Genomic DNA, 1,407 nt, shown 5'->3' with positions numbered 1-1,407 from the left:
TAGTACTCCAGTGACACTTGGCGATCTTGCAGCGTTCGGGTCACATGGCGACGGCCACCGCGTGATCATTCGGAGTTTGTGAAGACAACCAAAGATCGTGCGGTGGCCGCGAGCCACAGCGTAGACCCTGATGGCTGGATGGTCATCTTCAACGAGCTGATGACCCGGATCGCCGGCCGGTTCAGCCGCATCGAACCACGTCGCGCGGCAAGTACGTACGTGCGTGGACTGCTGGCCGACCTCGACCGCAAGAACTGCTGGAACCTGGCCGAACACGCCGGACTGGCCGGCCCCCAGAAACTGCAGCGGCTGCTGCGCACCGCCCGCTGGGACGCCGACAAGGTGCGCGATGACGTGCGAGCCTTCGTCGTCGACCGGCTCGGCCCCGGCGGCGTACTGATCGCCGATGAGACCGGCTTCGTCAAGAAAGGCACCGCCTCGGCCGGGGTGCAGCGGCAATACAGCGGCACCGCGGGCCGGATCGAAAACTGCCAGATCGGCGTGTTCCTGGCCTACGCCACCCCGGCCGGGCGAGCGCTGCTGGACCGGCGGCTCTACCTGCCCGAACACACCTGGTTGGCCGACCCCGGCCGCTGCCGGCGAGCCGGCATCCCGGACGAGGTCGGCTTCGCGACCAAGCCCGCGCTGGCCACCACCATGGTGCTGGCCGCCCTGGAGGCCGGGGTGCCCGCCCGCTGGATGACCGGCGATGAGGTCTACGGTCAAGACCCGCGCCTGCGCGCCACCCTGGAAGAGCGCCGGATGGGGTACGTCCTAGCGATCGCGGGCAACCGGCGCATCCGCTTGGACGGGGTGCAGGTCAGCGCCGCCGAGGTCACCGCACGGGTGGCCGACCGGCACTGGCACCGCTACCGCGCCGGGCAGGGAGCCAAGGGCCCGCGCTGGTATGCCTGGGCCTGGGCCCGCATCGACGAGGACCAGCCCGACGGGTTCCGATGGCTTCTGATCCGCCGCAACCTGACCACCGGCGAGCTGGCCTTCTACCGCTGTTACGCCCCCGACCGGCAGCCCTTGATGGCGCTGGTCAAGATCGCCGGTGTCCGCTGGGCGGTCGAGGAGTCCTTCCAAGCCGCCAAAGGGCAGACCGGCCTCGACCACTACCAGGTGCGCGGCTGGACGGCCTGGCACCGGCACGTCACCCTGGCCATGCTCGCCCTGGCCCTGCTGGCCGCCATCGCCGCCGCCCAGCCGTCCGACACCCACGACCGTATCCAGCTGACACTCCCCGAGATCCGGCGGCTGCTGGCCGCGCTCACCTTGACCACGACCCACACGATCACGGACATTCTGCGCTGGTCAGACTGGCGCCGCCGCCATCAGGCAACCGCCCGACACTGCCACTACCAGCGCAGATCCCAACCATGATCGCGATGTGTCACTGGAGTA

The 1,407-nt window shown here is 69.3% G+C and carries 1 protein-coding gene; it reads left to right on the top strand.

Going from position 1 to position 1,407, the window contains the following annotated elements:
* Nucleotides 1-138 precede the first annotated feature (138 nt).
* Nucleotides 139-1,386: an IS701 family transposase gene (locus E1292_RS50365; protein ID WP_439331967.1), complete on the top strand. Its 1,248-nt coding sequence runs from the start codon at nt 139-141 to the stop codon at nt 1,384-1,386.
* Nucleotides 1,387-1,407 lie beyond the last annotated feature (21 nt).

It is taken from the genome of Nonomuraea deserti (assembly GCF_004348685.1).
In the GTDB taxonomy this organism is placed as follows: domain Bacteria; phylum Actinomycetota; class Actinomycetes; order Streptosporangiales; family Streptosporangiaceae; genus Nonomuraea; species Nonomuraea deserti.
Note: the sequence above shows the minus strand (reverse complement) of the source record. Positions and strands in the feature narration are given on the sequence as shown.

Excerpts from the sequence above, each read along its gene's own strand:
- E1292_RS50365 (WP_439331967.1), top strand. The coding sequence starts at position 139 with ATGGTCATCTTCAACGAGCTGATGACCCGGATCGCCGGCCGGTTCAGC.